This window comes from Oribacterium sinus, assembly GCF_963553175.1.
GTDB lineage: Bacteria > Bacillota > Clostridia > Lachnospirales > Lachnospiraceae > Oribacterium > Oribacterium sinus_B.
In genome coordinates this window covers 1-3,412 of record NZ_CAUVME010000080.1, presented here as the reverse complement: position 1 = coordinate 3,412, position 3,412 = coordinate 1, and the positions used below count along the sequence as shown (strand labels likewise).

The following is a 3,412-nucleotide window of genomic DNA, read 5'->3' as shown; positions in this document are numbered from 1 at the left end:
CGGGTAAAGCCGGTGAAGAAGAGCATCAGATTCTCTTCCAAGGCCTTCTTTCTTTCCGGGAAAATGAGGATGGGGCTTACGGTATAGCCGTTTTGGGAAAACTCGATATGATTAAGTCCCCCAAAGGCCGCGGCAATCTGGTCCTGCCAGCCGCCGGATTCATTACAGAGTACCCTTTCCAGATAAATGGCTTCATCCGCCAGGGTTTTCTTTCCCACATACTTTCCCTTTAAGGCATGGAAGGCATGGAGCATACCTACCGCAAAGGAAGAGCTGGTGCCAAGGCCGGAACGGGCGGGAAGATCCGCCTCATAATTCAAACGAATCTTCTGCATATCCAACATTTTCATCGCCTCCCGGATAGCAGGGTGCTGGATTTCCTCAAGAGAAGAGACCCTTTCCGTCTTGGAGTAGGAAAGCTCGGTGCTATAGTCAAAAAAAGGAGGCAAATGCCGGACATTTACATAACAGTATTTGTCAAAGGTGGTGGAAAGCACCGCTCCGCCATGCTCCTTGAAATATTCTTCCATATCGGTGCCGCCACCGAAAAAGGACATTCGAAAGGGGGTTTTGGTAATAATCATGTTTGCTCCTTATGGAAAATTGATGTAGCTGTCAGAATGAGGGGGATAGCCCCCTTATGCACCCGCCGGGTGGCTTACAAGCTCCTACACATATTAGCCTGTAATTTTGCTTTTACAGTATAGCATTTAATCGGAAATATCCAAATCTCGGGTAATCAGAAACTGATAGCCGGGGAATTTCTCTTCCAGCTCTTTTTGGATGCCGGCAATAAGGCCATCCCGGTCCTTTTCTTCGAAATCCACCACTATATCCATGTGAATCCGTTTCGTCTCTTCTTCTACATAAAAGCCATGCATCTGTAAAACATGCTCCTTGGATAAAACCAGATCATGAATTTCCTGCTGGAGCTTCAGGAGGGCTTTATTTTCCGTGTTGCGGGAGTAAATGCTGATTCCCGCCATAACCACATGGAAGTTTTTGTAGATTTTCCTTTCAATCTTCCGCATTAAGGCATCCAGCTCTGCGGCGTGCATGGTATCCGCCACCTCGATATGGGCGGAGGCCAGATAGGTGTCTGGCCCATAGTTATGGAGGAAGAGATCATAGGTTCCGAAAACTTCGGGAATGGCATTGATGGTTTCTTTAATCTCCTTAGTCAAGTTGCTGTCCGCTCTTGCACCAAGAATCTGGGAAAGGGTTTCCTGTAAAAGCTCCCAGCCGGCTTTTAAGATAAAGAAGGAAATCACAACACCCACATAGGCCTCTAAGGAGATACCGGTAAAACGGAAAAAGAGGGCGGATAAAAATACGGATAAGGACAGGATGGCATCATTTCCCGCATCCTCACCACTGGCAATAAGATTTTGGGAATTTACATTTTCACCTCTTCTTTTTACAAAACGGCTCAAGAAAAATTTGACCAAAACCGCTACAAAAATGATTACTAAGGAAATCATACTGTAGCTGGGCTCCTCCGGATGAAGGATTTTCTTTCCCGATTCAATTAAAGAAGTGAATCCGGCATAGAGCACCAAAAGACTGATGACACTGGCGGTGAGATATTCAATTCGTCCGTGCCCCAAAGGATGCTCTCTGTCCGGTGCCCTGCTGGCCAGGCGGGTTCCTACAATGGTTATGACTGAGGACAGGGCATCCGTTAGATTATTTACTGCATCCAGAGTAATGGAAATGGAGTTGGAAAAAAGTCCGACTCCTGCTTTAAAACCGGCCAAAAACAGATTGGCCAGAATACCGATGATACTGGTTTGTACAATGACTTTTTCTCTATTGTTATTCATAAAGTTACTTTATTCTATGTTTCGCAGAATTCCTTTCGCTTTCTCTCAACTGTTTTCTACAGAAATCTCCCTTCTCTTTGCTATCTTATTTCCAAAAGATGTTTTTCGGAAGCTTTACCTCCGGCTTGTCAAAAAGCTTGTCTTTAATGGCAAGCTTCTTCGCCTCTTCATCGTAAATGGCCATAGGCTTCTGTCTGTCCTTGATGGCAAGGATAATGGGCACAAGGAAAATGGCCACCACACCTCCGGCAAAGCCGTTGTTATAAAGATTTGTCCCATTATAAAGAATTCCAACATTTAAGGCAACGGAAGAATGAAGAAAACCGGCTGCAATTCCCCAGAAAATGCCGAATTCTCCTGCAATGGGAGCCAGGGTGGTCACAAGAATCAGGGTGAGGGTAGAGCTGGGATCCTGCACGGACCAAACCTTCAAGAATCCTGCAAGAATTACGCCGAAGATTACCGGTAAAATATTTCTAAGATGCTTTCCGGTGGCGCTAAAGCCCACCAGACAGAAGATGGAACCGATGGTGGGGCCGTTAAAGTCTCCTCCCAGAATGTAGAGAATCAAAGTCATGGCAAGACCGTTTACCCCCATGTTGAAAATGGTGGGATAGTCTCCGTATTTCTTTAAATAGTCCGGATTTCCCTGTCCGCTTTCCTTCAGGATATCCCGATAGCCAAGAATTGTTTCCTTTCGCCCAAAGAAAAGGGAAAGGAGCATCAAGACGAGAAAGAGCGCAAGCAGACTGTAGAAGCCAAAGAGTCTGTGGTCGGTATCCCAAACCAGTCGGGACTCGATTTTTACCCCGAAGGATTTCATCAGGGAAATGACGATGGTGGCGATAATACCGCAGGCGAAACCGGCATTGTAGAGGGAATAGCCCATGTGAGCGTGCTTGGTGTGGAGGGAAATGGGAACCAGAACATAACCGATGACAAGCCCCACAGCAAGCGCCAAAAGAAGCTGCAGGACATCCGGAATATTGGGAATCAGCAGAATCTGGGTGATAATCGGAGAAAGGGTGGTACCGCAAAGCCCGATATGAAGATATTTTCGGAAGGGAACCCGGTGAATTTTGGCATAAAGGGCATAGCCCAGAATTATCGCCCAGATATTTAAAAGATTCTTTCCGAAAAGAGAAAAGCCGAACATCAGGCAGGAGGCCATAATACAGCTTCCGTCAAAATTGGATTTGGCGATACAGAGTAAGCCCAGGGAAATAATGGTGAGGCATCCCGCATTGAAAAAGGCTGCGCCCACGCCGCCTACCACAAAATAGTCCGTAATCAAAATATCCGGTTGCACAATGATTTCCCGTACACCTTCAAAAATGCTCATAGGGTTTTGCTGGGTAAGACTGATGAGCATAAAATAAATAGGCACGATGGACATTAAAAGATAACGCTCCCAGTTCGGGAGAAAATGATGTAAAAGCAACTTGCTGTCTTCTGCATTTTTCATGAAAAAATTCTGCTCCTTCACTGCCGGGGGAGGGGGATTTTCCTAGCCGATTCTCCAATATGAAACTATTAAAATAGTACAAGAAAAAGAAAAAATAAGCAATTATAAGATTCTAAGCAATTCC

Annotated in this window: 3 protein-coding genes; all 3 read right to left on the bottom strand. The window is 45.5% G+C overall.

Features of this window, described 5'->3' with window-relative positions:
- A partial coding sequence (locus RYO92_RS11060; RefSeq protein ID WP_331649063.1) for a GHMP family kinase ATP-binding protein occupies positions 1-584 on the bottom strand: 584 nt, incomplete at its 3' end.
- Positions 585-710: 126 nt separating this feature from the next.
- Positions 711-1,823: a cation diffusion facilitator family transporter gene (locus tag RYO92_RS11055; protein WP_315370413.1), complete on the bottom strand. Its 1,113-nt coding sequence runs from the start codon at positions 1,821-1,823 to the stop codon at positions 711-713.
- An 85-nt stretch (positions 1,824-1,908) separates the two neighbouring features.
- A complete protein-coding gene (locus tag RYO92_RS11050; RefSeq protein WP_315370412.1) occupies positions 1,909-3,288 on the bottom strand; it encodes a DUF1576 domain-containing protein in 1,380 nt (459 codons plus the stop codon).
- Positions 3,289-3,412 lie beyond the last annotated feature (124 nt).

Excerpts from the sequence above, each read along its gene's own strand:
- RYO92_RS11050 (WP_315370412.1), bottom strand. The coding sequence starts at position 3,288 with ATGAAAAATGCAGAAGACAGCAAGTTGCTTTTACATCATTTTCTCCCG.
- RYO92_RS11055 (WP_315370413.1), bottom strand. The coding sequence starts at position 1,823 with ATGAATAACAATAGAGAAAAAGTCATTGTACAAACCAGTATCATCGGT.